The organism is Paraburkholderia atlantica, assembly GCF_009362785.1.
Lineage (GTDB): Bacteria > Pseudomonadota > Gammaproteobacteria > Burkholderiales > Burkholderiaceae > Paraburkholderia > Paraburkholderia atlantica.
The window spans coordinates 157,510-184,307 of record NZ_WHNQ01000009.1; the positions used below are offsets into that span (position 1 = coordinate 157,510).

General features: G+C 65.3%; 25 protein-coding genes. 8 read left to right on the forward strand and 17 right to left on the reverse strand.

Translation table 11 applies throughout. From position 1 onward, the window contains the following. Window positions 1-53: 53 nt before the first annotated feature. The 7 genes from holA to GCT19_RS15815 all read right to left on the reverse strand — a co-directional run bounded on the left by holA (window position 54) and on the right by GCT19_RS15815 (window position 7,987). The gene (gene holA / locus GCT19_RS15785; RefSeq protein WP_152852474.1) at window positions 54-1,181 is read right to left on the reverse strand and encodes a DNA polymerase III subunit delta; all 1,128 of its coding nucleotides are present in this window, start codon (window positions 1,179-1,181) and stop codon (window positions 54-56) included. 54 nt (window positions 1,182-1,235) lie between these two features. Beyond that, on the reverse strand, window positions 1,236-1,787 hold the full coding sequence (locus GCT19_RS15790; protein ID WP_026229118.1) for an LPS-assembly lipoprotein LptE: 552 nt from the start codon (window positions 1,785-1,787) through the stop codon (window positions 1,236-1,238). An 88-nt stretch (window positions 1,788-1,875) separates the two neighbouring features. Further along, window positions 1,876-4,467, reverse strand: a complete 2,592-nt coding sequence (gene leuS, locus GCT19_RS15795; RefSeq protein ID WP_018437682.1) for a leucine--tRNA ligase — start codon at window positions 4,465-4,467, stop codon at window positions 1,876-1,878. Window positions 4,468-4,666: 199 nt separating this feature from the next. Then, window positions 4,667-5,098 carry an ExbD/TolR family protein gene (locus GCT19_RS15800; RefSeq protein WP_018437681.1) on the reverse strand — a complete coding sequence of 144 codons (432 nt, stop codon included), beginning with the start codon at window positions 5,096-5,098 and terminating at the stop codon, window positions 4,667-4,669. 91 nt (window positions 5,099-5,189) lie between these two features. Then, window positions 5,190-5,906 carry a MotA/TolQ/ExbB proton channel family protein gene (locus GCT19_RS15805; protein ID WP_018437680.1) on the reverse strand — a complete coding sequence of 239 codons (717 nt, stop codon included), beginning with the start codon at window positions 5,904-5,906 and terminating at the stop codon, window positions 5,190-5,192. Between the two features lie 78 nt (window positions 5,907-5,984). Further along, entirely contained in the window at window positions 5,985-6,782 is a 798-nt protein-coding gene (gene dapB / locus GCT19_RS15810) for a 4-hydroxy-tetrahydrodipicolinate reductase (RefSeq protein WP_013090532.1), read from the reverse strand. 368 nt (window positions 6,783-7,150) lie between these two features. Continuing rightward, window positions 7,151-7,987, reverse strand: coding sequence for an outer membrane protein assembly factor BamE (locus tag GCT19_RS15815; protein ID WP_152852475.1), 837 nt, complete (start codon window positions 7,985-7,987; stop codon window positions 7,151-7,153). Between the two features lie 152 nt (window positions 7,988-8,139). On the opposite strand from GCT19_RS15815, the gene fur reads away from it, so the two are divergent. Beyond that, complete coding sequence (gene fur / locus GCT19_RS15820) at window positions 8,140-8,568, forward strand: ferric iron uptake transcriptional regulator (protein ID WP_013090534.1); 429 nt, start codon at window positions 8,140-8,142, stop codon at window positions 8,566-8,568. 106 nt (window positions 8,569-8,674) lie between these two features. Here fur and GCT19_RS15825 read toward each other — a convergent pair whose 3' ends face one another. From GCT19_RS15825 to GCT19_RS15835, 3 genes are all read right to left on the reverse strand, one after another. Then, entirely contained in the window at window positions 8,675-9,187 is a 513-nt protein-coding gene (locus GCT19_RS15825; RefSeq protein WP_152852476.1) for an ureidoglycolate lyase, read from the reverse strand. Window positions 9,188-9,214: 27 nt separating this feature from the next. After that, entirely contained in the window at window positions 9,215-10,225 is a 1,011-nt protein-coding gene (gene alc, locus GCT19_RS15830; protein ID WP_152852477.1) for an allantoicase, read from the reverse strand. 132 nt (window positions 10,226-10,357) lie between these two features. Further along, window positions 10,358-11,686, reverse strand: coding sequence for a C4-dicarboxylate transporter DctA (locus GCT19_RS15835; protein WP_018437675.1), 1,329 nt, complete (start codon window positions 11,684-11,686; stop codon window positions 10,358-10,360). Window positions 11,687-11,921: 235 nt separating this feature from the next. Between GCT19_RS15835 and GCT19_RS15840 the strand changes: the two genes are divergently transcribed. Next, window positions 11,922-12,608 carry a FadR/GntR family transcriptional regulator gene (locus GCT19_RS15840; RefSeq protein ID WP_018437674.1) on the forward strand — a complete coding sequence of 229 codons (687 nt, stop codon included), beginning with the start codon at window positions 11,922-11,924 and terminating at the stop codon, window positions 12,606-12,608. A gap of 76 nt (window positions 12,609-12,684) precedes the next feature. On the opposite strand, the gene gap is transcribed toward GCT19_RS15840, so the two are convergent. Then, window positions 12,685-13,695: a type I glyceraldehyde-3-phosphate dehydrogenase gene (gap, locus tag GCT19_RS15845; RefSeq protein ID WP_013090539.1), complete on the reverse strand. Its 1,011-nt coding sequence runs from the start codon at window positions 13,693-13,695 to the stop codon at window positions 12,685-12,687. Window positions 13,696-13,807: 112 nt separating this feature from the next. After that, window positions 13,808-15,829, reverse strand: coding sequence for a transketolase (tkt, locus tag GCT19_RS15850; protein WP_152852478.1), 2,022 nt, complete (start codon window positions 15,827-15,829; stop codon window positions 13,808-13,810). A gap of 712 nt (window positions 15,830-16,541) precedes the next feature. Between tkt and GCT19_RS15860 the strand changes: the two genes are divergently transcribed. After that, window positions 16,542-16,955: a VOC family protein gene (locus tag GCT19_RS15860; RefSeq protein WP_008923880.1), complete on the forward strand. Its 414-nt coding sequence runs from the start codon at window positions 16,542-16,544 to the stop codon at window positions 16,953-16,955. Window positions 16,956-16,974: 19 nt separating this feature from the next. Then, the gene (locus GCT19_RS15865; protein WP_152852479.1) at window positions 16,975-17,715 is read left to right on the forward strand and encodes a 16S rRNA (uracil(1498)-N(3))-methyltransferase; all 741 of its coding nucleotides are present in this window, start codon (window positions 16,975-16,977) and stop codon (window positions 17,713-17,715) included. 129 nt (window positions 17,716-17,844) lie between these two features. On the opposite strand, the gene GCT19_RS15870 is transcribed toward GCT19_RS15865, so the two are convergent. The 3 genes from GCT19_RS15870 to GCT19_RS15880 form a co-directional block, all read right to left on the reverse strand. Next, window positions 17,845-18,405, reverse strand: coding sequence for a barstar family protein (locus GCT19_RS15870; RefSeq protein WP_152852480.1), 561 nt, complete (start codon window positions 18,403-18,405; stop codon window positions 17,845-17,847). Window positions 18,406-18,421: 16 nt separating this feature from the next. Next, complete coding sequence (locus GCT19_RS15875) at window positions 18,422-18,835, reverse strand: ribonuclease (protein WP_018437670.1); 414 nt, start codon at window positions 18,833-18,835, stop codon at window positions 18,422-18,424. Window positions 18,836-19,256: 421 nt separating this feature from the next. After that, window positions 19,257-21,596, reverse strand: a complete 2,340-nt coding sequence (locus GCT19_RS15880) for an NADP-dependent malic enzyme (protein WP_152852481.1) — start codon at window positions 21,594-21,596, stop codon at window positions 19,257-19,259. A 176-nt stretch (window positions 21,597-21,772) separates the two neighbouring features. On the opposite strand from GCT19_RS15880, the gene thiL reads away from it, so the two are divergent. From thiL to GCT19_RS15900, 4 genes are all read left to right on the forward strand, one after another. Next, on the forward strand, window positions 21,773-22,774 hold the full coding sequence (gene thiL / locus GCT19_RS15885; RefSeq protein WP_152852482.1) for a thiamine-phosphate kinase: 1,002 nt from the start codon (window positions 21,773-21,775) through the stop codon (window positions 22,772-22,774). Further along, window positions 22,764-23,339 (forward strand): phosphatidylglycerophosphatase A family protein, encoded by a 576-nt coding sequence (locus GCT19_RS15890; RefSeq protein WP_152852483.1) that lies wholly within the window; start codon window positions 22,764-22,766, stop codon window positions 23,337-23,339. Before thiL ends, GCT19_RS15890 begins: the two co-directional genes overlap by 11 nt. Window positions 23,340-23,447: 108 nt before the next feature. Continuing rightward, complete coding sequence (locus tag GCT19_RS15895; RefSeq protein ID WP_013090547.1) at window positions 23,448-23,948, forward strand: CinA family protein; 501 nt, start codon at window positions 23,448-23,450, stop codon at window positions 23,946-23,948. A gap of 33 nt (window positions 23,949-23,981) precedes the next feature. Further along, the gene (locus GCT19_RS15900) at window positions 23,982-24,512 is read left to right on the forward strand and encodes a cupin domain-containing protein (RefSeq protein WP_152852484.1); all 531 of its coding nucleotides are present in this window, start codon (window positions 23,982-23,984) and stop codon (window positions 24,510-24,512) included. A 121-nt stretch (window positions 24,513-24,633) separates the two neighbouring features. Here the strand turns inward: GCT19_RS15900 and pyrF are convergent, their stop codons facing one another. Together pyrF and GCT19_RS15910 are read right to left on the reverse strand one after the other, a co-directional pair. After that, window positions 24,634-25,449, reverse strand: a complete 816-nt coding sequence (gene pyrF / locus GCT19_RS15905) for an orotidine-5'-phosphate decarboxylase (protein ID WP_018437665.1) — start codon at window positions 25,447-25,449, stop codon at window positions 24,634-24,636. A gap of 154 nt (window positions 25,450-25,603) precedes the next feature. Further along, the gene (locus GCT19_RS15910; protein ID WP_026229113.1) at window positions 25,604-26,665 is read right to left on the reverse strand and encodes an aldose 1-epimerase; all 1,062 of its coding nucleotides are present in this window, start codon (window positions 26,663-26,665) and stop codon (window positions 25,604-25,606) included. Between the last annotated feature and the right edge of the window lie 133 nt (window positions 26,666-26,798).

Genomic DNA, 26,798 nt, shown 5'->3' on the forward strand with positions numbered 1-26,798 from the left:
GACGATTGCTGTGCGATAGCAATCGCTGCCGAAGCTCGCCCGCGCCCAGCTGCTTAGATTGGCCGCCGCGCTGGCGCCTCAGTCGGTGCCCGAGGTCGCGGCGGCGGCACTGGCGACGCCGCCGACGTTTTTGGCGCGGCCACCGTCATCGCGAGTTCGAACAGGCCGTCCCACGGATCGGGCGGCGGATCGTTGCGATGATTGCCCGGCGTGCCGCCCGACAAGCCCTTGACCTGCCGGTCGAGCCGCGCCGCCAAAGCGAGTGCCTTCTCGAGCGCCGCTTCGCTGACACGCGACAGCGCCGGCCCGATCAGTCGTTCGCGCGGACCCCACACGCGGTTCTCGCGCGTGAGCATCGCGAGCGGCTTGCCAGCTGCGACGCCGCGCTTGATCCGCAACAGCGTGCGCACTTCCTCGACAACGGCCCATAGCACGAGCACCGCCGCCTCGCCTTCACCGCGCAGGCCGTCGAGCATGCGCGCGAGACGGCCGACGTCGCCCGCGAGCATCGCCTCGTTGAGCTTGAACACGTCGTAGCGCGCGACGTTGAGCACTGCGTCCTGCACCTGATCGAAGCTCAGCGAGCCGCTCGGATACAGCAGCCCGAGTTTCTGGATTTCCTGATGCGCGGCGAGCAGATTGCCCTCGACGCGCTCGGCGATGAACGCGAGCGCGCGCCGCCCTTCCTCGCCGGCTGCGACGCGCTGGCCTTGAGCCGCGAGCCGCTGCCCGACCCAGTTCGGCAGCTGCGCGCGCTCGACCGGATCGATCTTCAGCGCGACGCCCGCGTCGGCGAGCGCGGTGAACCATGCCGACTTCTGCGTGGCCGCATCGAGACGCGGCAGCGTGATCATCGTCAGCACGTCGTCGTTGACGGTGGACGCTAGCGCCTTCAGCGCATCGGCGCCTTCCTTGCCCGGCTTGCCCGACGGAATGCGCAACTCGACCAGTTGCCGGTCGCCGAACAGCGACATCGACTGACTCGCGCCGAGCAGCGAACTCCAGTCGAAACCGCGCTCGACCGTGAACACCGAGCGATCGGTGAAACCGGCCGCGCGCGCCGCCGCGCGGATGCGGTCGCACGCTTCCTGGGCGAGCAGGTGCTCGTCGCCGTACACGACGTACAGTCCGGCAAGGCCCTTGGCGAGATGCGCTTCGAGCGCGTCAGGTCGCAGTTGCATGGCTGGCGGTTGACGGGATGGATGAGGTTCGACGCATCGCGGACGGCGCGATGCTCACAGCGGCGGCGGCGGCAGCGGCGCGCGCGGAACGATACCCGGCACGGCCTCGGCAGGCGTCGGATGCAGCGAGCGCACCACGCCGAGACGGCGGATCAGTTGATCGACCGCGTCGTTTTCCATGTCGGCGAACAGGATATCGGATTCGGCGGCCTTCGCCTGCGAGAACTGGTCGCTATAGGTCATCGCGCGGTTCAATGCGATCACGCTGCCCGGAATCAGCACCGTGCCGTCCTTGCCGGTCAGCGTGTAGGTCATCTGCAGATTCAGCTGATACTCGGCGACGACGCCCAGCGAATTCAGCGTCAGCGTGCTGAGGTTGCGGTTCTGCGTGATCTGCAGGATCGCGTCGGCATTGGCGACCGAGTTCACCACGACGGTGTCGCTGCCGCCCTGCACCATGCGCGTGAAGCGCGCGATGGCCGCGGGCGAGCCGCCCGACACATAGAGACGCTTGAATGCGAAGTCCTGCTGGCCGCGCAACTGGAAGCCGCAGGCCGACAACATCATTACGCTGCAAGCGAGCGTCAAAAACGATCTGCGAGTCACATTCGCTCCCGGTTCGCAGTGGATTCGCGGTGCCGAGGAACGCCGCCGGGTGGGCGGCGCTCCATCTGCCGGATGAGGGTTCGGAACGTCAAACGACCACGTTCACGAGACGGCCCGGCACCACGATGATCTTCTTCGGCGCCTTGCCTTCGCTGAATTTGGCGACCATTTCGTGCGCGGCCGCTTGCTGCTCGATCGCTTCGCGCGATGCGTCCTTCGCGACCGTGATCGCGCCGCGCACCTTGCCGTTCACCTGCAGCACGAGTTCGATCTCGGCCTGTTCGAGCGCCTTCTCGTCGACCTTCGGCCACGGTGCGTCGAGCAGCGGGCCAAATTCGTCCGCGTAGCCGAGTTCCTGCCACAACTGGAACGTCAGATGCGGCACGACCGGATACAGCACGCGCAGCATCACGCCGTAGGTCTCACGCAGCACGGCCGTCTGCGCACCCTTTGCGCCGTCGAGCGCGTTGAGCATCTTCATCGCGGCCGATACCACCGTGTTGTACTGCAGACGCTGATAGTCGAAATCGGCCTGCTTCAGCACGCTATAGATCTCGCGACGCAGCGCCTTGTCCGCGTCGTTGAATTGTGCGGCGTCCAACTGGCCACCCGTGCGCAGCGCAGCTTCGTTCGTATAGCCGAAGTTCCACACGCGACGCAGGAAGCGGCTCGCGCCTTCGACACCCGACCCCGACCACTCGAGCTGCTGCTCGGGCGGAGCCGCGAACATCACGAACAGACGCGCGGTGTCCGCGCCGTGCTGATCGATCAGCATCTGCGGATCGACGCCGTTGTTCTTCGACTTCGACATCTTCTCGACGCCGCCGAGCACGACCGGCTGGCCGTCCGCGTTCAGCACCGCGCCGACCGGGCGGCCCTTGTCGTCGAACGACACGGTCACATCCGCCGGGTTGTACCAGGTCTTCTTGCCCGCCTCGTTTTCGCGGTAGTAGGTTTCGTTCAGCACCATGCCCTGCGTGAGCAGGTTCTTCGCCGGCTCGCCGAACTTCACGAGACCGAGATCGCGCATCACCTTCGCCCAGAAGCGCGAGTACAGCAGGTGCAAAATCGCATGCTCGATACCGCCGATGTACTGATCCATCGGCGCCCAGTAGTCGGTGCGCTCGTCGACCATCGTCTTCGCATCCGGCGACGCGTAGCGGTAGAAGTACCACGACGAATCGACGAAAGTGTCCATCGTGTCGGTTTCGCGCTTCGCCGCACCGCCGCAGCTCGGACACGTGCAGTTCAGGAACGCTTCGGACTTCGCGAGCGGATTGCCCGTGCCGTCCGGCACGAGGTCTTCCGGCAGCACGACCGGCAGGTCTTTTTCCGGCACCGGCACGTCGCCGCACTTCGGGCAGTGGATGATCGGAATCGGCGTGCCCCAGTAACGCTGGCGCGACACGCCCCAGTCACGCAGACGCCACGTGATCTGCTTGTCGCCGAGGCCGAGTTCCTTCAGATCGGCGGCGATGCGGTCCACCGCTTCGTCGTACGCGAGACCGTCGTACTTGCCGCTGTTGACCAGCGTGCCGGTCTTTTCGCCGTACCACTCCGCCCAGGCTTCAGTCGAAAACTCCTTGCCCTCGACCGCGACCACCTGCTTCACCGGCAGACCGTACTTCTTCACGAACGCGAAGTCGCGCTCGTCGTGCGCCGGCACGCCCATCACGGCGCCTTCGCCGTAAGTCATCAGCACGTAGTTGCCGATCCACACCTCGACCTGCTCGTGCGTCAGCGGATGCGTGACGTAGAAGCCGGTCGCCATGCCCTTCTTTTCCATCGTCGCGACGTCGGCTTCGGCGACGCCGCCGCGCTTGCATTCGTCGATGAACGCCTGCAGTTCCGGCTTGTCTTGCGCGAGACGCGTGGCGAGCGGATGCTCGGCGGCGATCGCGCAGAACGTGACGCCCATGATCGTGTCGGCGCGCGTCGTGAATACGCGCAGCAGCTTCTGTTCACCGTCGATTTCATACGGGAAGCCGAAGTTCACGCCGAAGCTCTTGCCGATCCAGTTCTGCTGCATGATCTTCACGCGCTCGGGCCAGCCGAGTCCTTCGAGATCGTTCAGCAGTTCATCGGCGTACTGCGTGATGCGCATGTAGTACATCGGGATTTCGCGCTTTTCGACGAGCGCGCCCGAGCGCCAGCCGCGCCCGTCGATCACCTGCTCGTTCGCGAGCACGGTCTGGTCGACCGGGTCCCAGTTCACGGTGCCGGTTTTCTTGTACGCGATGCCCTTTTCGAGCATCTTCAGGAACAGCCACTGGTTCCACTTGTAGTAGTCGGGGCTGCAGGTCGCGACTTCACGCGACCAGTCGATCGCGAGACCCATCGACTGCATCTGCTTCTTCATGTAAGCGATGTTGTCGTAGGTCCACTGCGCGGGCGGCACGTTGTTGGCCATCGCGGCGTTTTCCGCCGGCATGCCGAACGCGTCCCAACCCATCGGCATCAGCACGTTGTAGCCGTTCATCCGCAGATAGCGGTACATCACGTCGTTGATCGTGTAGTTGCGCACGTGCCCCATGTGCAGCTTGCCCGACGGATACGGCAGCATCGAGACGCAGTAGAACTTGGGCTTGTCGGTGGTTTCCGTCGTCTTATAGGCGTCGATGGCGCGCCATTGCCCTTGCGCGGCGGCTTCGACGTCGGAGGGAACGTATTTTTCGTGCATGGTGTGATGGGATCGCTAGGTTCGGTGCTTTCGCACCGGCCCGGTGCTCTGCAGAATGTCGTTGCGTCGTTTCCCCTTTGGCGGGGAAAGGGCTGATTATACCGTTCGCGGACGGGTGCGCCGCTACGCGCGGCGTGGTGCGGGGCGGGGTATGCCGGATTCGTCGACGTGGTGCGCGCCCGGCGGCGCCCGGCGATGCTCAGTGCTGCGCGGCGGGCGGCGGCGGGTCCGTCACGAAGCCGATCCGCTCGAGCCCCGCCTGCTGCGCGGCGCCCATCACCTGCGCGATCACTTCATAGCGGGTCGAGCGCTCCGCGCGCAGTTGGATGTCCGGCTGGTCCGCCTGCTTGCCGGCCTCGGCGAACTGCGCGCGCATCTGCGCGAGCGTGATCGGCTTGCCGTTCCAGTAGAGCTTGCCGGCGCCGTCGATCGACAGCGAGATGGTCTGCGGAGTCTGGCGCGCGGGGGCCGCCGCGACCTTCGGCAGATCGAGCCGGATCGCGTGCGAGAACAGCGGCGCGGTAATGATGAAAATCACCAGCAGCACCAGCATCACGTCGATCAGCGGCGTCATGTTGATCTCGGCCATCGGCGCGGCCGTCTGCTTCTTCTCGAGTCCGCCGAATGCCATGTCGCCTCCTTGCGTCTGAGCTTGGTCCTACGATGGGCGGTGTGTCGTGTGGGGTAGGTCGCGATTTATCGGGCCCGCCGCACGCCAGGCGTCAGCGGTGTGCCTCGTGCGCCGCCTGCTGCGCGCGCGGCGGCGTCGGCGCGTGCTCCGGGGAGCACACGTACGCGTGCAGATCGTGCGCGAAGCCGTCCAGCTCCTCGGTCAATTGCCGCACGAGGCGGCCCAGCACGTTGTACCCGAGCACCGCCGGAATCGCGACCACCAGACCGAACGCGGTCATGATCAGCGCCTCGCCGACCGGTCCTGCGACGTTCTCGATCTGCGCCTGCCCGCTCGCCGCGATGCTGCCCAGCGCGTGATAGATGCCCCACACGGTGCCGAGCAGACCGACGAACGGCGCGGTGCTACCGACCGACGCCAGCAGCACCTGACCGAATTCGAGCCGCCGCTGCGACGCGCTGAGCGCCTGGCGCAGCGCGCGCAGCACCCGTTCGCTGCGCTCGACGCGCGCGAGCAGCGCGCCCGGAATGTCGACCTCGGCCGCATGCAGCGCCGCTTCGGCGAGCGGCGCGAACACGCGCTCGCGGTCGGCGCGGCGCAGGATGGCGACGCCCTCGGCGAGCGTCGGAGCCTGCCAGAAGCGCGCGATCGCTCGCGAGGACTGGCGTTTCGCGCGCGTCAGAATCCAGCTCTTGACGATCAGAAAACACCAGCTCGCAATCGACATGGCCAGCAGCACATAGGCGACGGCATGCGTAATCGCGTCGCTCGTTTGCAGGTAATGGATGATGCCGCTGCTGCCTGTCATCTGACCTCGCCTTGGGAAAGTGACTTCGGGAGGGCGCGCTCGGGATGCGCTGCCCCGCCTATGCGCAACGAACTTCGCTCAACGCAGGCCGAGCACGTCCTGCATGTCGAAGAAGCCGTTGTCGTGACCTTCGAGGAAGCGTACAGCACGAAGTGCGCCTTGTGCATACGACAGGCGGCTCGCCGATTTGTGCGTGATCTCGATGCGCTCGCCGATGCCCGCGAACAGCACCGTATGATCGCCGACGATATCGCCGCCGCGAATCGCCGAGAAGCCGATCGTCGACGGATCGCGCTCGCCGGTCACGCCTTCGCGGCCGTAGACCGCGCAATCGTCGAGATTGCGGCCGAGCGCGCCCGCGATCACTTCGCCCATCGTCAGCGCGGTGCCGGACGGCGCATCGACCTTGTGGCGATGATGCGCCTCGATGATCTCGATGTCGTAGCCGGTCGAGAAGTGCCGCGCCGCGTATTCGAGCAGCTTCAGCGTAACGTTCACGCCGACGCTCATGTTCGACGCGAACACGACGCCAATCTTCTGCGCCGCCGCGCGCAGCTGCGCTTTTTGCGCGTTGTCGAAGCCGGTCGTGCCGATCACCATTTTCACGTCGTGGCGTTGCGCGGCTTCGAGATGCGCGAGCGTCGCATCCGGGCGCGTGAAGTCGATCAGGTAGTCGGATTCGGCAAACACGCGCTCGATATCGTCGGACAGCAGCACGCCGGTCTCTTTGCCGAGGAACGCGCCGGCGTCCTGGCCAAGCTGCGGCGCGCCCGTGCGGCAGAGCGCGCCGGACAGCGTCGCGTCGGCATCGTTGAGGACGGTTTCGATCAGCATGCGGCCCATACGGCCCGATGCGCCTGCAATGGCAATTTTCATGACGATGAGGATTCGAAAAGAGTCAACCGGGATGGAGCCCGGCAAACGCGGCCCGGCGAATGCACCGACCAGTGTGCCGGGGAATGCGCCAGGTCGATATAGGGACAAGCGGCGACAGGCGGCACGATCTTGCGGCAACACCAGTCGGCTCGCTGCGGAAGTCAATGCGCGCGGCCAACCGGGACGGCTCGCCTAGGTGACTGACTGATACGGCACGCTGCGGCGACCCACTGCCGCGACAGACTGCGGCAACGGGTTCATGCGGCCCAAGCGGCGCATTTCCGGCCTCGCCTGACGCCGGACAAACACAGATCTGGCGGGCGCCGGCCATCTGGCGCGCAGCCCGCCTTACAACACCGACCAGTGGATCAGTTGCTCGTTCCGGACGTCGACGGCGAAGCGTTCGGCGTCGAGCTGTCGCCGCTTTGCGAGCCCGTCGGGCCGACCGGGTTGCTCTCGTTTTCCGGCGCCGGCGGCGGCGGACGTTTGAACTGGAACTGCGGCTGACCACCGGCCGTCGGGCCTTGCGTCGGGATCCCGCCAGCGCCCGCTCTCGGCACGGCCGAACGCACCGACGGCGTGCCGCTCGGCGTCGACACCGCGCTGGTCGCGCGATTGGCCGCCTGGGCGGCTTCCGCGTTGGCGTCCATGGACGGCGTGGCGGCCTGCTGGGCGCCTTCTACCGACGGCGAGCGCGTCGTATCCACCGTGGCCGGCGCCGCGGCGGCTGCGGCCGCGCTTGCGGCGGCCGCGTCGCTGGCGGCCACGGCCGCGCTCGCAGCGGCCGGCGGCGTCGCGGTCGAGCGGCGGCCACTGCGGTCGCCGTCGATTTCGGCCAGCAATTCGAGATTGGTCGGCAGATCCTCGCCGCCCGTCCAGTGGGTCACGGTGTCGCCCGAGAAGAACACGACGAAGTCACGCTGCTGAACGATCGCGGTGTTGCCGCGCTTGAAATAGAACGTGTAATCCCACCGATCGGCGTGGAACATGTCGGTCAACAGCGGCGTGCCGAGCACCTGACGCACCTGCGCGCGCGTCATGCCGACCTTCATCTGGCCGGCCATTTCCTGCGACACGAAGTTACCTTGCACGACCGTAATCCGATACGGCGTAATGCTTTGGGCAACGCGCTGGGTCAGGCTGTCGTAAGTGGAACATCCGGCAAGAACCGCGACAGTCGCAACAGCGATCAAGGTACCCCGCATGCGGCTCCCCCGGTAAATCAATTGAGATTTAGAAATCATTTCACTCACCGTGCGGGCCCGCTTGCGGGCCGCGCTCATTCCATCGAAAATGACCAGAACGGCAAAACACATTACTATGAGAGCCCAGCATTGTACTCTAGGGATCCCTTGTCATGACCAATCCAACCGATCTCAAGAATATCGGGCTCAAGGCGACCCTTCCGCGCCTCAAAATCCTTGAGATTTTCCAGCACAGCCCGGTGCGTCACCTGACCGCCGAAGACGTGTACCGCAACCTCCTGCACGAGGAACTCGATATCGGTCTCGCAACCGTGTATCGCGTGCTGACACAGTTCGAGCAGGCCGGCCTGCTTTCGCGCAGCAATTTCGAATCGGGCAAGGCGGTCTTCGAACTCAACGAGGGGTCGCACCACGACCATCTCGTTTGCCTCGATTGCGGTCTCGTGGAAGAGTTTTTCGACCCCGAAATCGAAAGTCGTCAGCAGTCCATCGCCAAGGCACGCGGCTTCAAGCTGCAGGAACACGCGCTGGCACTGTATGGGGCATGCACGAAGGAGAATTGCCCGCATCGTAAGCACTGATGCGCCTCGCGGGCCGCCTGCGAGTGCGCGGCCTGACAAGTCAGAAGAAAGACCCGGCCGATGGGGATCGGTCGGGTTTTTTTCGTTCGGTCGGCGGGAAAAACGGCTATCCGACCAGTTCCACGCTCGGCTCGAAGGCGAGCCGCCACGGCTCGGCCAACTGCAATTCGTCGCAATTCGGCGCGTCGCCGCCACGATCGACGACTATGAAGTCGCTAACCTGATCCAGCGCGAGCAGCGGATGGTGCCAGACTCCTTTCCCGTAGTTGACGCCCTGCCACGCGTCGGTCCAGAACCCGCGCATCTGCGTGGCGTCGAACTCGCCGGCCGGCGCGACCACCACCAGATAGCGGCCCGCGCGCAAGGGAATGAAAGCCTGGCTGCCGAGCGGATGCCGCTCCATCATCGTGATCTCTACCGGCAGCGCGCGCGGTTGCGCGCGAAACAGATTGACGAGCGGCCGGCCGCCTTGCTCCGCCACGTCGACGCGCGCGAGGTCGTGATAGCGCTCGGTGGTGCCGCCATTGATCGAAAAATTACGCGCGCCGTCGAGTTCGATCACATCGCCGAACGGCGCGAACGCCGCGCGCGTCAGGCGTTCCATCTGCAGGATCTTCATGCGTGCCGCTCCATCACGTAGCTTGCGTTAAGCGATCTCGCCCCACAGACGCAGGCGCGACACGCCGCCGTCCGGGAAGATGTTGAAGCGCACGTGCGTGACCGGCCCGAGTGCGGCGAGGTCGTCCGTGAACGTGTGCATGTGATCCATCTGCAACTTCTGCTCGCCGAGCAGCACCGGCCAGAACATCGCCTGCGTGACGAGGGAATCGTCGGTGCCACCGGTCACCGATGCGGCCTGCAGCGAGCAGCGGTCCGGGAAGTTGCCTTTGAAGTGCGCCGTGTCCACTTCGATCCTGCGGATCACGCCAGGCCGCGCGAGCGAAACGATCGCCCAGTCGTTGCCCGGCTCGCGACGCCGCCGGGTTTCCCAGCCGTCGCCCATGTTCACGCCACGCCCCGGCATCAGCATCTGCGAGGCCGGCCCGAAATGCTGGTTGTTCGCGGCGACGAGGTACGCGCCGTTTTCGATCGCGGCGAGATCGAGCAGCGTGCCGCGCTCGACGCGGCTCCAGTCGCGCTGCGGCTGGCCGTACACGCGCAGTCGCGCGAGCCCGCCGTCCGGATACAGATTCACACGCAGATGGGTGACCGGGCGCGCGTCTTTCACCTCGACGTAGTGATGCTGGTTGCCCTGGAGCGTCGTCGCCGGCACGAGCGGCTGCCAGTCGGCGTGCTCGGGCGGCACGTCGGCGTCGCTGTGGCAGGCATCGATCGACGCCGCCGGCGGGAAATTGCCGGTGAAGTGGCTCGTGTCGAGATCGACGCCATGCACGACGCCCGGCCGCGCGAGACGGATCACGCAATGGTCGTGGCCGTTCGTGCGCTTGCGACGCGTCTCCCAGCCGTCCATCCACTTGCCGTGGTCGTCGTATTTGCCCGGGATGAACACCGCCGGCTGCGGCTCCAGCATGCGCTCTTTCGGTGCGAAGAATTCGTCGCTGGCGAACAGCGCTTTCGCGCCGAGGCGCGGATCGGCGAGGTTCATGTAGCGGCGCGTGAAGGCGGGAGCGTTCGGGTCGAGGATCGGGTTGGCCATGATGTCGGTCAGTGTCGAAGAGGTCAGAAACAACCGGCGGCGCCATGGCAGCCGCCGGCTTGCGAAAAAAGGTCGAAAAGCTGTCTAAAACGATGCCGGTTGGTCTGGTCCGACCAGATCGGCGTGCCGCCGTCAAACTGCCGGCGCGTGTTCGCCCGCCCCCGGCTCGGCGAGCGTGTCGTCGACGGCGGGCACGTAGCGCAGCGCCGCATCGCGATTCAGCACGCGGTGCGCACGCGCCTTGTCGATATCGTTTTCCCACACGGCGACCACCACTGTCGCGACGCAGTTGCCGATCAGGTTGGTCAAGGCGCGGGCGATGCCGACGAACCAGTCGACCGGCAGAATCAGCACGAGGCCGAGCACCGGAATCGCGGGAATCGCGGACAGCGTTGCCGCGAGAATCACGATCGCCGAGCCCGGAATGCCGTGCGCGCCCTTCGACGTCACCAGCGACACCAGCACGACGACGATCAGGTCATGAGTCGACAGCGGGGTGTTGGTCGCCTGCGCGATGAACAGCACCGCCAGCGTGAGATAAATCGAGAAGCCGTCGAGGTTGAACGAGTAGCCGGTCGGAATCACGAGACCGACCGTCGAGTCCTTGACGCCCATCCATTCGAGCTTGCGCATGATCTGCGGCAGCACGGCGTCGGACGACGCGGTGCCGAGCACGATCGACAGTTCTTCGCGCAAATAGCGGATCAGCTTGAAGATGCTGAAGCCGGCGAACCGCATCACCGCGCCGAGCACGAGCACGACGAACACTACGCAGCTCGCGTAGAACACCAACACCAGCATGCCGAGCTGCTTCAGCGACTCGACACCGTAGGTGCCGGTCGTGAACGCGATCGCGCCGAGCACGCCGAGCGGCGCGAGCTTGATGATGAAACCCATCACACGGAAAAACACCTGCGAAAGCTCATCGATCAACCCGCTCACGCGTTGCGCGCGCTTGCCGAGCAGCGACAGCGCCGATCCGAACAGCACCGAGAACACGAGGATCTGCAGGATGTCGCCGGTCGCGAACGCGTTGATCGCCGTATCGGGGATGATCTTCAGCAGGAAGCCCGCGGTGTCCTTCAGGCTCTTCGCGTGCTCGGTATAGGTGGTGAGCGACGCCGCGTCGAGCGAACTCAGGTTCACGTTCATGCCGGCGCCCGGACGCGTCGCGTAAGCGAGCACCGCGCCGATCACGAGCGCGATCGTCGTCATCGCCTCGAAATAGATCACCGACTTCAAGCCGACGCGGCCGACCTTGCGCAGATCGCCGGCGTGCGCCATGCCGCTCACCACTACGCAGAACACGATTGGCCCGATCACCATTTTGATCAGCTTCAGGAAGCCGTCGCCAAGCGGCCGCAAGGACTGCGCGAAATGCGGAAACACGGCACCGAGCGCGATGCCGACCACGAGCGCTATCACGACCCGGCCAAATAGCGAATTGAAGAATTTCAACACGGCTTCCTCCTGCGGATGGTTGTCTCGATCAATTCTGTTCAGACTGGTCCGACCAGAACTGTTATGGCGAATAGTAGGAAGCGGATATAGTCCCGTCAAGGATTGATTGAACAGTGTTTACCCGTTGTTTTTTCGGCGATTTCGGGTCGGGGTCGGGTATTCGCAGGTCGTGCGGCGCGCGGTTTTCGAGCGCGTATTAGAATTGCGGTCAGACCACACCACCAAGTGAGTTTTTATGAAAAACGTCCCGCACACCGTCACCGACGCGGCCATCGCGACGATCCGCGAGCGTATCGAGGGGGGCGTCTATCCGGTGGGCAGCCTGCTGCCGGCGCAGCGCCAGCTATCCGATGAACTGTCGATCAGCCGGGCGTCACTACGCGAAGCGCTGTCCACGCTCGAAGCGCTCGGCCTGCTGGTGATCCGCCCCGGCAAGGGCGTGTACGTGGAAAGCGCGCAGGCGAAAACCGCTCAGGCGTGGCGTTTCGCCGAACAGTCGTCGCTGCCCGACACGTATCAGATGCGCTACGCGCTCGAAGGCTTCGTTGCACGCATGGCAGTGCTCGCGGTCACCAACGACGACCTCGCGTGGCTCGAGGAAAACGTCACCGCGATGCAAAGCGCGCTCGCCTGCGAGGAACTCGACGAAGCGGCGCGGCTCGACTACGCGTTCCATATGCGCATCGTCAGCATCGCGGGCAATGCGGCGATCGAGTCGATCCTGCGCAGTAGCGCAGAAATCATGAAGGAAAGCCAGCGCATGCCGTTCTACCGGCGCGAGCGGGTGCTTTCCACCTACACCGAGCATCGCGCGATTCTAGACGCGCTGAAGGCCCGCGATTCGCTCGCCGCCGGCAAGGCGATCGAGACGCACATCGCGAACGCCGCGCAGCGCGCCGGCGTCTATTTCCCGACGCCGTAGCCGCCGCGCCGATACCGCAGACGAAAAAAAAGCCGCTCCGAGGAGCGGCTTTTTCATGCAGCGTGAAACCCGGAACTTACTTCGCGTTCGCGAGCGCCACAGCCGTGTCCAGCATGCGGTTCGAGAAGCCCCACTCGTTGTCGTACCAGCTCGACACCTTCACGAGACGGCCCGACACCTTGGTCAGCGTCGAGTCGAACGTCGACGAAGCCGGGTTGTGGTTGTAGTCGATCGACACGAGCGGCGCGTCGTTGTAACCGAGGACGCCCTTCAGCGAGCCTTCCGATGCTTCCTTCATGATCGCATTGACTTCCTCGACCGTCGTATCGCGCGCGGCGATGAACGACAGGTCGACGACCGACACGTTGATCGTCGGGACGCGGATTGCGTAGCCGTCCAGCTTGCCGTTCAGTTCCGGCAGCACGAGGCCGACCGCCGATGCAGCACCGGTCTTGGTCGGGATCTGGCTATGCGTGGCCGAACGCGCGCGGCGCAGGTCTTCGTGGTACACGTCGGTCAGAACCTGGTCGTTCGTGTACGCGTGGATCGTCGTCATCAGGCCGTTCACGAGACCGATCTTGTCGTTCAGCGGCTTGACCAGCGGCGCGAGGCAGTTGGTCGTGCACGATGCGTTCGAGATGACCGTGTCCGATGCCTTCAACACGTTGTGGTTCACGCCGTAGACGACGGTCGCGTCGACGTCCTTGCCGCCCGGCGCCGAGATGATGACCTTCTTCGCTCCGCCCTTGATGTGCGCGCTGGCCTTTTCCTTGGTCGTGAAAAAGCCCGTGCACTCCATCACGACGTCGACGCCCAGCTCGCCCCACGGCAGTTCGGCCGGGTTGCGGTTCGCCAGCACGCGAATCTTGTCGCCGTTCACGACGAGGTAGTCGCCGTCCACCGACACCTGGCCCGGGAACTTGCCGTGCGCGGTGTCGTACTGCGTCAGGTGGGCGTTGGTCTTCGCATCGCCCAGATCGTTGATGGCGACGATTTCGATATCGTGCTTCTTGCCGTTTTCATAGAAGGCGCGCAGGGTATTGCGGCCGATCCGGCCGTAGCCGTTGATTGCGACGCGAATCGTCATGATTTATCTCCTGATGGCTAAAAAATCCGTTTATGTTCGCCTGGTCGGACATCCGGTTCGGTGCGTTGCCCCGCGCAGCCACGAGGGGCGCGACGGCAACGCGACGCAACCATCAGCCGAGAGCGGCCTTGACCGTCGCCACCACGTGCTCGACGGTGAAACCGAAATGCTTGAAAAGCACACCTGCCGGGGCCGATTCGCCGAACGTGTCGATGCCGACTACGCCGCCTTCCAGACCCACGTACTTGCGCCAGAAATCCGACACACCCGCTTCGATCGCGACGCGGCGCACGCCATGCGGCAGCACGCGTTCGCGGTACTCGGCGTCCTGCTTGTCGAACACGGTCGTCGACGGCATCGACACGACGCGGGCGGCGATGCCTTCGCGCGCGAGCGGCTCGACGGACTTCATTGCCAGTTCGACTTCGGAGCCCGTCGCGATCAGGATGATCTTACGCGCGACGATCTCTTCGTCCCAGTCGCGCAGCACGTAGCCGCCCTTCTCGATGTTGGCGATCTGCGCGTCGGTGCGTTCGTTGAACTGCAGGTTCTGACGGCTGAAGATCAGGCACGACGGACCTTCATGTTCGATCGCATGGGTCCAGGCCACCGCGGTTTCGACGGTGTCGGCCGGGCGCCACGTTTGCAGATTCGGGATCAGGCGCAGGCTCGCGACGTGTTCGATCGACTGGTGGGTCGGGCCGTCTTCGCCGAGACCTATCGAGTCGTGCGTGAACACGAAGATCGATTGCGACTTCATCAGCGCGGCGACGCGCAGCGCATTGCGGCTGTAGTCCGAGAACGTCAGGAACGTGCCGCCGAATGCCTTGTAGCCGCCATGCAGCGCGACGCCGTTGATTGCCGCGCTCATGCCGAACTCGCGCACGCCGTAGTTCACGTAGTTGCCGGCGGCACGGCCTTCGGCGTTCACGCGCACCGGCTTCGCGGCCTTCCAGTTGGTCAGGTTCGAGCCGGTCAGGTCGGCGGAACCGCCGAGCAGTTCGGGCAGCGCGGCCGACAGGCCTTCGATGGCCTGCTGCGACGCCTTACGCGTCGCCACGGTCTCGGCGCGTTCGTTCGCGCCGGCGATGATCGCCTTTGCCTTGTCCTTCCAGTCGGCCGGCAGCTGCTTCGCGCTGCGGCGCTTGAACTCGGCCGCTTCCTGCGGATACTTGGCCGCGTAGGCAGCGAACGCCTTGTCCCACTCGGATTCGAGACGCGCGCCCGCATCCTTCGCATCCCATGCCGCGTAGACTTCCTGCGGAATCACGAACGGCTCCCACTTCCAGCCGATCGCTTCGCGGGTTGCCGCAATTTCCTTGTCGCCGAGCGGCGCGCCGTGCGAGTCGTGCGAGCCCGCCTTGGTCGGCGCGCCTTCACCGATCACGGTCTTGCAGCAGATCAGCGTCGGCTTGTCCGACTGCTTCGCCTGCTTGATCGCCGCGTCGACCGCGTCGACGTCATGGCCGACCACGTTCGGGATCACGTTCCAGCCATACGCTTCGAAGCGCTTCGGCGTGTCGTCGTGGAACCAGTGCACCACTTCGCCGTCGATCGAGATGCCGTTGTCGTCGTAGAAAGCGATCAGCTTGTTCAGCTTGAGCACGCCCGCGAGCGAGCAGGCTTCGTGCGAGATGCCTTCCATCAGGCAGCCGTCGCCGACGAACACGTACGTATGGTGATCGACGATCTTCGCGTCGGCCTTGTTGAATTCGGTGGCGAGCAGCGACTCGGCGAGCGCCATGCCGACCGCGTTCGCGAGACCCTGGCCGAGCGGGCCGGTGGTCGTCTCCACGCCCGGCGTGATGCCGTATTCCGGGTGACCGGGCGTCTTCGAATGGAGCTGGCGGAAGTTCTTCAGCTCTTCCATCGGCAGGTCGTAGCCGGTCAGATGCAGCAGCGAGTACAGCAGCATCGAGCCGTGACCGTTCGACAGCACGAACCGGTCGCGATCGGCCCATTGCGGGTTCTTCGGGTTATGGCGCAGATGACGCGACCACAGGGCTACGCCGATTTCGGCCATGCCCATCGGCATGCCGGGGTGGCCGGAGTTCGCCTTTTGAACGGCGTCCATGGACAACGCGCGGATCGCGTTGGCCATCAGGGAGGTGGGTGCGGGAGACGGGGTCGTCATGTCGAGTCCGGAGACAGAGTCAGAAAGCGGGGCGCGCTTGAGGCCCGGAAGCTCGGCGGCCAGTTCGCTACGGCGCACGATGCGGCGCCAGGAGACGCGAAACGGGCAGAGCAAGCGGACAAGGCTGAAAGCGTCACATTCTAGCAGAAGGTTAACCCCTACCCGGCCGGAAAGCCGCCTGGCCGCGTGGTTCAACGCACTCCGCCCGGCGGCGGAATTTGCAATTCGAGCAGCTGTTTCGCACACGCTGCCGATCGAGCCCGTACGCCGTGAACGCCCCGCTATTGTTCCAGCCTTGTGCCGACGCCGTCTACGGATTTCCTCATGCGCGCCTCGATTCGTTCGATGCCCGGACGCCTGTCGCGCTTCGCGACGGCCCGCCGGATTCGCCCGCGGCCGGTCTGTACGCACCGACGTTCTGCGCACTTCGCGCATCGCCGCGCTGCTCGGCGATAGGCGGGCCGCGTTCGCCCGCTCGCCGAACGCCTCGCCGCACGCGACATCGATTCGCTGCGTCATGACGAACCGGCCCTGCACGCGGGGCTACTCTCGGCAGCACGAACGGCGCGCGATAAACTGAGTCCGACGACGAAGCCATCCAATTGAAGAAGCGCGGCCACCTTGCGCGAATCGGTTCGAGCGATGCCGGCATGCCGCGCCCGACCGAAGCCGCAACCGTGGCCTCGCTGCCCCACGAGATCCGGAGAACCCCATGACCGCCCCCCGCCCCGCCGGTGTGCCCTGGCTGACCCCCTATCTGACGGTGCGCGACGCGCGCGCGTCGACGGCGTTTTTTTCGGCGGCGTTCGGCTTCGACGTGCGCGACAGCGTGCAGGACGACGGCGTCGTCATGCACGTCGAAATGACCTACCAAGGCCAGTTGATCGTGATGTTCGCGCCCGAAGGCGCGTTTGGCTCGACCGCGAAGACGCCGAAAAGCGCGGGCACGATCGCGCCGCAATCGTTTTATGTCTATGTCGAGGACGTCGACGCCGTGTATGCTCGCGCGCTCGCGGCCGGCGCGAAGTCGCTGAGCGAGCCGCAAGACCAGTTCTGGGGCGACCGCTTCGCGCAGGTCGAAGATATCGACGGCTATCGCTGGGCGCTCGCCCGCCACCTTTCCTGAATCCAGGAGTCTTTCGTCGATGCCCCGTTTTTTTGTTGATGCGCTGCTTTACCCCGATGACGTGATTGCATTGCCCGACGACGTGGTGCGCCACGTGGCCGTGCTGCGTTTGCAGCCTGGCGATTCGCTGGTGCTGTTCAACGGCCGGGGTGGCGAATACGGCGCCGAACTCGTCGAGGTCGAGCGCCGTTCGGCTCGCGTGAAAATCGGCGAATTTCGCGCGGTGGAGGTCGAGCCGCCGTATCGGCTGACGCTCGCCCAGGGCATCGCCGGCGGCGACAAGATGGACTGGCTGATCGAGAAGGCGGTCGAGCTCGGCGCCTCGGGCTTCGTGCCGCTCGCGACCGCACGCAGCGTCGTGCGGCTGACCGGCGAGCGCGCGCAGCGGCGGCAGCAGCACTGGCAAGGTGTGGTGCGGGCGTCGTGCGAACAGTGCGGGCGGAATCGGCTGCCGGACGTCACCCCGGTGGGTGAGATTGGTCCGTGGCTGGGTACCCTATCGCGCGAGCCGGCGCCCGACGAACTGCGCCTGCTGCTGTCGCCGCGCGCGAGCATCGGCTTCGCGGCGCTGCCCGACGCGCCGCCGCCTGGCGGCGTGACGCTGCTGATCGGCCCCGAAGGAGGCCTTTCCGCCGACGAGGAAGCCGCCGCCGTTGAGCAGGGCTTTACCGCGGTTGGCCTGGGACCTCGTGTACTGCGCACCGAGACCGCGGGGATCGCGGTGCTGGCGGCACTCGCGGCGCGCTGGGGCGGTTGGTAAGGGCCGCTTGGCGAAGTAGCGCCACAAAAGGCAAAGGCCCGCTAATTAGCGGGCCTTTGCCGTCTATACCGCTTCGTTCACCGCAAGATCCAAGCAAGGACGCCTGAACAGGCGAACATGCTGCGACCCTCAGGCGAACGAGTAAAACACCCGGAACGCAACCTTGCGCTCGGCCCAGAATTCGGCCGCTTCGCGGAACACGTCGAGCAGCGTCTCGCGACCTTCCTTGTCGAATTTCTGCGCGATCGGCAGGTGTTCGAGCACGATCACGAAGCCGGGCTGCGCGCCGGCCTTGTGCACGAGGTCGGTCAGGCAATCGTAGAGCGCGTCGTAGTTTTTGCCGAAATGCTTGGGAAACAGGAAGGACGTCGCGATCGTCTCGAGCACTTCCTGCTTCGAGGCGGCGTTCGCGCAGTATGCATACAGAAAGTGCTGACCAAGGTTGTTGGCCTCGTCGGCGAGATCCTGCACGCGGAACGCGCGGATCGACTGCACGATGTTCGGCCGCACCGTCCTGAAAAGGCTCATGGGCTCTTCGTTCGATGAAACCACCGTGCCAGCCTCGCTTTGGTTGTCGCGACCCTGCTCGTCGGCGCGCATCTTCATGACGCGTTGGAACAAATTGCCGTCGCCGGCCGCGAAAAGATCCGTCGCGACTCCGGAATCGTGCGCGTAGATGTTGTCGCTCATGCCGTTCATCCCAATGTCATTCAACAATACGGTTAAAACTGGTGTAATGGTCGTCCGAGTAATAACAATTGTCGGTTCGCTGTAGCGGACCTCCGCAGACGATGCGGCGCGCCCCGCGATTACGCGCGTGAGGCGTGGGGACGGTGTATTCGTGGTAGTAGCCTCGCCGATGTGCGGGCAGCACCCGTTCGTAGTTGCCGAATACGATGCCGTCCTTCTGATATGGGTAAGGCCCGCCGGTAGCAATGAGGTTCAACGTATCGACAGCCTCGCGCGGCAATTGCGCCAGCGCGATGGTGCCTACCTGCGCTTCCGCCGCAGCTGGCGCCGAGTAATCTCGCGCCAGCGCCTCGGGCGCCGAACTTGACAACGCGCAGAGCGCGGCAGCACCGATCAGCACGCCTTTCATGCGCAACCAGTTGCGTGCCATGTATCAGGTTTCCCCGCTGTCAGACCACGAGTTTGACGACCATGAAAGTCGTAAGGGTATCGCTAATAGCCTTTGGAATCAACGTTCGACGGCCCGGCGACACCCTGCATCGCTGCCTGGAAAAGCCGGCGGTCGGGGCTTTGACGACTTTTGACAGAATGTTTAGCTCGATCGGGCTAAACTGACCTCAACCGTGATCGAACGCAGTGCAGACAGTGCGAGCGGCCGCTGGCCGAGGCGATCGATTGCGGTTTTAGAGCCTGGAACCACTCAGCCGAAAGGCTGTGTCATTGCCATTTTTCGGGGTGGCGATCCCCAGCTTGCCCTGAGGGCGTGCCCATTGCGGGCACGCCATTTTTTTCAGGATGCACCGGTTGGAGAACCGGCGCCGGGCCCATCGCGGCCCGGTCACGATGCGCGGTTAGCGGGTTGCGCTGACGTCCGCAACCAGCAGCGCCGCCATGTTGACGATACGACGCACCGTCGCCGACGGCGTCAGCACGTGCACCGGCTTGGCCGCGCCGAGCAGGATCGGGCCAATCGCGATGTTGTTGCCCGCCGCCGTCTTCAGCAGGTTGTACGCGATGTTGGCCGCATCGATGTTCGGCAGCACCAGCAGGTTGGCATCACCTTCGAGCGTCGAATCGGGCAGCACTTCGCGGCGCAGATTGGAGTCGAGCGCGACATCGCCGTGCATTTCGCCGTCAACCTGCAGCTCTGGCGCCCGTTCACGCAGGATCTCCAGCGTATCGCGCATCTTCTGCGCGCTCGGCGCGTTGCTCGAACCGAAGTTCGAATGCGAGACGAGCGCGACCTTCGGTTCGATACCGAAACGGCGCACTTCCTCGGCCGCCATGATCGTGATCTCGGCCAACTCCTGCGGCGTCGGATCGACGTTCACGTGCGTATCGACAAGGAAAATCTGCCGATTCGGCAACACCAGCCCGTTCATCGCCGCGTACACCTTCGCGCCGGGCTTCTTGCCGATCACCTGGTCGATGAAGTGGATGTGACGGTGCGTCGTGCTGACCGTGCCGCAGATCATGCCGTCCGCCTCGCCCTTCTTGACCATCATCGAGCCGATCAGCGTGGTGCGGCGGCGCATCTCGAGCTTGGCCATCTGCGTGGTGATGCCCTTGCGCGACATCATCTTCGCGTATTCCTGCCAGAACTCGCGGTAACGTTCGTCATGATCGGTGTTGACGACCGTGTAGTCCTGCCCAGCGACGAGCCGCAGACCATAACGCGCGATCCGCTGTTCGATCACCGCCGGCCGGCCAATCAGAATCGGCTTGGCGAGCTTTTCGTCGACGACGATCTGGATTGCGCGAAGTACACGTTCCTCTTCGCCTTCCGCGAACACGATACGCTTCTTCTCCGGCTCGACGCTGCGCGCGAGCTGGAAGATCGGCTTCATCGTCGTGCCGCTGTGGTAGACGAATTGCTGCAGATGCTGCGCGTACGCGTCCATATCCTCGATCGGACGCTCGGCGACGCCGCAGTCCATCGCGGCCTTCGCCACCGCGGGCGCGACCTTGACGATCAGACGCGGATCGAAGGGCTTCGGAATCAGATATTCCGGTCCGAACGACAGATCCTGAATGCCGTACGCAGTCGCGACGATGTCGCTCTGCTCCTGGCGCGCCAGTTCGGCGATCGCGTTGACGGCGGCGATTTCCATTTCGCGCGTGACCGTCGTCGCGCCGGCGTCGAGCGCGCCGCGGAACAGGAACGGGAACACCAGCACGTTGTTGACCTGGTTCGGGTAGTCGGTGCGGCCCGTGCACAGCACCGCGTCCGGACGCACTTCGAGCGCGAGTTCCGGCAGGATTTCCGGCGTCGGGTTCGCGAGCGCGAGGATCAGCGGCTTGGCGGCCATCTTCTTGACCATGTCCTGCTTGAGCACGCCGCCAGCCGACAGGCCAAGGAACACGTCCGCGCCGTCGATCACCTCGGCGAGCGAGCGCGCGCTGGTTTCACGCGCGAAACGCTCCTTGTCCGGGTCCATCAGTTCGGTACGGCCCTTGTAGACGACGCCCGCGAGGTCGGTCACGGTGATGTTTTCGAGCGGCAGGCCGAGGTCGACCAGCAGGTCCAGACAGGCGAGCGCCGCGGCGCCAGCGCCCGAGGAGACCAGCTTGACTTCCTTGATGTCCTTGCCAACGACCTTCAGGCCGTTGGTGACGGCCGCCGCGACGACGATCGCGGTACCGTGCTGGTCGTCGTGGAAGACCGGAATCTTCATGCGCTTGCGGCATTCGCGTTCGACGATGAAGCAGTCCGGCGCCTTGATGTCTTCGAGGTTGATGCCGCCGAAGGTCGGCTCGAGCGCGGCGATCACGTCGACCAGCTTGTGCGGATCGGTCTCGTTGATTTCGATATCGAACACGTCGATGCCGGCGAACTTCTTGAACAGGACGGCCTTGCCTTCCATGACCGGCTTCGACGCGAGCGGGCCGATGTTGCCGAGACCCAGCACCGCGGTACCGTTCGTGACGACGCCGACAAGGTTGCTGCGCGCGGTGAAGCGCGCGGCGTTCAGCGGGCTCTCGACGATTTCCTCGCACGCGAACGCGACGCCAGGCGAATACGCCAGCGCGAGGTCGCGCTGGTTGATCATCTGCTTGGTCGGGGCGATCGCGATTTTGCCGGGAGTCGGGAACTCGTGGTAATCGAGAGCTGCTTCGCGGAGTTTGGTATTGACGGGATTCGACATAAGGCGGGCTTCGGAGGGCAGATTAGAATAGACGTTCGACGGCATTGTAGCCCCAATTGCCTACGCAATTCCTTCAATACGGGTACAACTGCCGCGACTGAAACAGCGTGAAAGCGCGTTGCCCGTTGCACGGGTGGTCCGGCGCTTGCGACGGGGCATTACGCTCGAACCTCCTGATCCACGCTGTTTCTCCAACCGTTCTCCGCTCATCGTCCGCCATCATGCTTTCCGAGTTTTCGCTGATCGACCGCTTCTTCGCCCGCCGCGCCGCCGTCGTGCGGCCCTCCAATGCCGAAGGCGGCACTCTCGGCATCGGCGACGACTGCGCGTTGCTGGCACCGCCTGCCGGCGAAATGCTGGCGATATCGACGGACATGCTGGTCGAAGGCCGTCATTTCTTCGCCGATGTCGATCCCGAAGCACTCGGTCACAAGGCGCTCGCGGTCAACCTGTCGGACCTCGCCGCGATGGGCGCCAAGCCGCGGGCGTTCACGCTCGCCTTCTCGCTGCCGCAAGCCGACGAAGCCTGGCTGTCCGGATTCAGCGAAGGCCTGTTCACGCTGGCCGAGCGCCACGGTTGCGAGTTGATCGGCGGCGATACCACGAGCGGCCCGCTCAATTTGTGCATTACGGTGTTCGGCAGCGTGCCGCCGCAAACGGCATTGCGCCGCGATGCTGCGCAACCCGGCGACGACATCTGGATTTCCGGCACGCTCGGCGACGCGCGCGCCGGCCTCGGCGTGCAGCGCGGCGAATGGTCCGCCGACCCGAACGACGCCGCGACGTTCCGCCAGGCACTCGAACGGCCTGAGCCGCGCATTGCGCTCGGCCTCGCGCTGCGTGGCATCGCGCACGCGGCGCTCGACCTGTCGGACGGACTCGCTGGCGATCTGCTGCACATCCTCGAACGCTCGTCGATGAGCGCGAGCGTCGACGTCGATGCGGTGCCGCGTTCGGCCGCGCTGCGCCGCCTGCCGCCCGACGTCCAGCAGCGCTGCACGCTCGCCGGCGGCGACGACTACGAGCTGTGCTTCACCGCGCCCGCCGCCGCGCGCGCCGCGGTCGAGGCGGCCGCGCAGACGGCCGCTGTGCCGGTCACTCGCATCGGTACAATAAGCGCACTTGAGGCGGCCACCGACCGCCCGGCCATCGCGTGGCGCAACGCCACCGGCGCGCCGCTCACTCTGACGTTGCAAGGTTTCGATCACTTTCATGCAGAATGACCCCCCGCTCGGCCCCGCCGACGACTTCCTCGGCAGCGAGCCGCCCCAGGCGCCAGGACCGCGCGCGCCGAAGCCCGCTCAGCCACGCCGCGCGACCGCGCGCTTCATGCTGTCGCATCCGGTCCACATCCTGTCGCTCGGTTTCGGCAGCGGGCTGTCGCCCGTCGCGCCGGGCACGATTGGCACCCTGTTCGGGTGGGCGTCGTTCGCGGTACTGAGCCGCTATCTGACCGTTATCGAATGGGGCGTGTTGATCGGCGTCGGCTTTCTCGCAGGCATCGCGCTGTGCGGCTTTACCGCGAAGCGGCTTGGCGTCGAGGACCCGTCGGCGGTCGTGTGGGATGAAATCGTCGCGTTCTGGCTCGTGCTGCTGATGGTCACGCCTGCCACGCTCGCCGCTCAGGTGTGGGCGTTCGTGATCTTCCGCTTCTTCGACATGGTGAAGCCGCCGCCGATTGGCTACTTCGACCGCCGGCTGAAAGGTGGCTTTGGCATCATGTTCGACGACCTGATCGCCGCGTTCTTCACGTTGCTCGTGATTGCGCTGTGGCGTATGTCGGTTTGAGCGCTGCCCGAGTGCTACCTGATCATCATTCGACTCTTTTAGTCGCCGCCCGGCCTCGCCGTTCGCCGCGCCTCACGGCCGGCTTCGTTTTCGGGATTGACTGACGCTATGCCTACCGATTCCGTCGTTCACCAGCTTGCGATCCGCGTGAGCAACCGTCTGCGCGACGAGCGCCTGATGCTCGTGACTGCCGAGTCCTGCACAGGCGGCATGGTCGCGACCGCGATCACCGACATCTCCGGCAGCAGCGGCTGGTTCGAACGCGGCTTCGTCACGTATTCGAACCAGGCGAAGAGTGAAATGATCGGCGTGCCGGCCGATCTGATCGAGAAGCACGGCGCGGTCAGCGAACCGGTCGCACGCGCGATGGCCGAAGGCGCGCTGCGTAATAGCCGCGCGCAGGTGTCGCTGTCGATCACCGGTGTCGCCGGGCCCGGTGGCGGCACCGAAACCAAGCCGGTCGGCATGGTGTCGTTCGGCTGGACCAACCGGCTGCATACGTCGGTGGAAACGAAGATTTTCAAGGGCGATCGCGAGCAGATCCGCGTACAGGCCGCGGCGCACGCGCTTCGCGGTCTGCTGGCGCTACTCGACGAACGCGAGCATTGAGCGGCGCCTGACTATCGCTGAGGAGACGGACCTATGCCGGATTCGCGCGCGAACGCAGAACAACTGATCCGCCGCTTCGATCTGAAGCCGCATCCTGAGGGCGGTTTTTTCGCGGAGACCTATCGCTCAGCCGCGCGTGTGCTGCGCGCCGGAGAATCGAGCGAGACTGAGAACACCCGTGCGGCGTCGACCGCGATTTACTACCTGCTGTGCGACGGCGCGCATTCGGCGTGGCATCGGATCCGTTCAGACGAGGTCTGGCATTTCTACGCCGGCGAGCCACTACTGGTTCACGTGCTCGATGAAAGCGATGCCGGCGGTGCGCTCGTCACGCATCGGCTCGGCAATCCCCTCACTCATCCCGATACGGTGTCGCAGGCCGTCGTGCCGGCCGGCATGTGGTTCGCGGCCGAGTGCGCCGATCCGGCGTCGTTCGCGCTGGTCGGCTGCACGGTCGCGCCGGGTTTCGAATTCAGCGAGTTCGAGCTCGCGGAGCTCGACTCGCTGAAGGCGCGGCATCCGCGCCATGCGGAGTTGATCGGGCGGCTCGGACCGGCGCGCTGACGCGTTGCCCGCCGCGGGACCGCCCGCCGCGGGATCGCCCGCCGCGGGATCGCCCGGCGCGGGATCGCCCGCCGCGGGATCGCCCGCCGCGGGATCGCCCGGCGCGGGATCGCCCGCCGAATCAACGAAACGCGTTGATCCGGTCGCGCGTGTCTTTCGCGGCCTGCGCGGCCGCTTGCGCGAAGTCGTCGCCCTTGCCCGCGTAGATGATTGCGCGCGAAGAGTTGATCAGCATGCCGGTGCCGTTCGCGGTGCGTCCCGCGCTCACGGTGGCCTGCACGTCGCCGCCTTGCGCGCCGATGCCCGGAATCAGCAGAGGCATGTCGCCGACGATCCCGCGCACCACTTCGATTTCCTTCGGAAACGTCGCACCGACCACGAGCCCGAGCTGGCCGCTCGCATTCCACTTCTGCGCGGCCAGTTGCGCGACGACCTGGTACAGCGGCCGGCCGCCCGTCTCGAGAAACTGCAGATCCGAGCCGCCCGCGTTCGACGTGCGGCACAGCACGATCACGCCCTTGCCCGCGTGCTCGAGATACGGCTCGATCGAATCGAAACCCATGTACGGATTGACCGTAACCGCGTCCGCCTGGTAGCGCTCGAACGCCTCGCGCGCGTACTGCTCGGCGGTGCTGCCAATATCGCCGCGCTTGGCGTCGAGAATCACCGGCAGGCCCGGATGGTTCGCGTGAATGTGGGCGATCAGTTGCTCGAGCTGGTCCTCCGCGCGATGCGCGGCGAAGTAGGCGATCTGCGGCTTGAACGACGACGCATACGGCGCGGTTGCATCGACGATCGTGCGGCAGAACTCGAAGATCGCATCGGCGCGGCCCGCGAGCGCGCCGGGAAATTTGCTGGGCTCGGGATCGAGCCCAACGCACAGCAGCGAGTGCGTGCGCTGCCAGGCGTCGTTGAGTGTCTGAATGAAGTTGGACATGGTGAGTCTCGCGGCGAGCCGGTAATCGGAAGAGGCGCGTATTTTACCCGTCCCACGATCGCCATCCGTCGATGGCGGTCAACGCGCGGCCCGCACCTCATTGGCGGTAGCAGCGCCAGCCGCCCTTCCGGCGGCCCGGCGGCTATGGCGACAACTACTGCCTGCGCCGCGCGCCACGCCCGCCCGGCATCGAGCGCAGCCCAGTCCGCTCGACGGTGAAGCGGAAAGTGCGCGTCAACCGCTCGCCGCGCTTGAGCAGCGTCATGCCGTTTTCGCTCGCGCCGCCGGCCAAGTTCATCGCATTGATCGGATGGTCGACCGGCTCGAAGCAGAAGAAGTCTTCGCCGGGCGGCGTGTACAGCACGTAGTAGTCGGTATCGGCAGCGATATTCAGCGACAGCCGGCGCTTCGGCCACACCACCGCCGCCTGACCGCTCCAGCCGGTGAACGCGTGATTGACGATCGTCTCCGGCAGCGGATACGCGACGCCGAACTGCCACGCGGGCGGCGCCGGCACATGGCGCACCGGCAGCCAGTCGTCGCCCGACAGCCACAGGCCGCCGGCCGCCGCCGACAACTCGGTGTCCTCATCGCGCACGAAGAACGGATGCACGCCGAGCCCGAACGGCAGCGTCTCGCGGCCAGCGTTTTCGATTTCGAGCGCGACGATGAGCGTCGGGCCGTCGAGCGTATAGGTTTGCGTCGCGCGGAACGCGTACGGCTTGCCGTCGCTGCGGTCGAGCGCGAGGCGCACGTGCTCGCGGCCCGCGTCGAGCACCTGCCACTGCGCGAGCCAGCCGTCGCCGTGAATCGGCAGCGGCTCGTCGGCGCGGTTGCGCGGCACCTCGACGCGCCGCCCGCCCACGCTGAAATGACCGCCGCCGATGCGGTTCGAGTACGGCAACAGCGGATAGCAGGCAAGCTGGTTCGGTTCCGTATCGACGCCGACTTCGCTGCAGCGCCGGAAGATCGGCGTCAGCGCGCCGTCGTCGCGCCAGTCGAAGCGGGTCACGCCACCGCCGAGCGTCGGCGCGACATCGAGACGCAATTGCGAGTTGGCGAGCGTGATGCACGCGACATCGCCGGCGCTGCCTTCGCCGAGCGCGACCGCCGACGTGCTCGGGCCCGCCAGCACCGGATTGGCCGCCGCGGCAAGTCGCGAGCGTCGCGTTTGAGAGGTTGGGGATGAGGCTGAAACGAGATTCGCAACAGTCATATCTGGCTCCATCGAGAGGCGTGGGACGTTGCCGTCAGGGTTGACGGGAGTTGAGGGCGATTTTTTATGACCAATTCGCCTCGAGTCCGAACTGCATGCTGCCGATTCGTTGCCGGCCGGACGCGAGCGTGCC